This is a genomic window from Bartonella sp. MR168JLCBS, from assembly GCF_042194175.1.
Genome location: NZ_JBHIMP010000352.1, coordinates 1 through 733, shown reverse-complemented (window position 1 = coordinate 733; position 733 = coordinate 1). Strand labels below are relative to the sequence as shown.

1 protein-coding gene is annotated in these 733 nt (G+C 39.4%); it reads left to right on the top strand.

Features of this window, described 5'->3' with window-relative positions:
- Positions 1-733 (top strand): RNA-guided endonuclease InsQ/TnpB family protein (locus tag ACFIK8_RS11350; RefSeq protein WP_375669487.1); only part of this gene is annotated, 733 nt, incomplete at both ends.

Genomic DNA, 733 nt, shown 5'->3' with positions numbered 1-733 from the left:
AAGAAAGATAATAATTTACAAAAGCCTAATGACTATGCGCTACGTAGACAATTCAATTCTCTAAAACGAGAACAATTTCCATGGATGATGGAAGTTACTAAAAATGCTCCACAAATGGCAATTATTCAATTGGGTGTGGCTTTTAAGAATTTCTTTTCAGGGAGAAGCCGATATCCCACTTTTAGAAAGAAAGGAGTGCACGATCGTTTTACTTTGACCAATGATCAAATACAGTTGCAAGGTTTCAAGATAAGAATTCCCAAGCTTGGTTGGGTTCGTCTGCGAGAACAGTTGCGATTTCAAGGAAAGAGCTTGTCAGCAACCATTAGCCGTAAAGCGGATCGGTGGTTTGTAAGTCTTAGCGTTGAAACAGATAATCAAGAGTCACTGAGCGAGAACCAAGCTATTGTTGGTCTTGATTTGGGCATCAATGCACTTGCAACGCTTTCGACAGGAGAAACCATAGGAGGCGTTAAACCTTATAAGGCTTTGCTAAATCGTTTACGGCACTTATCACGAAGGCTAAGCCGTAAGCAAAAAGGCTCGAGCAATCGTTATAAGGAGAAACAAAAACTCGCTAAGCTTCATGCACGGATAAGTAATATCAGAACAGATCATTTGCATAAGGTTACAACAGATTTAATTCAGCGTTTTGGTACATTTTGTCTCGAAGATCTTCATGTAAAAGGCTTGCTGAAAAATAAGCATTTATCGTGTGCCCTTGCAGATCAAA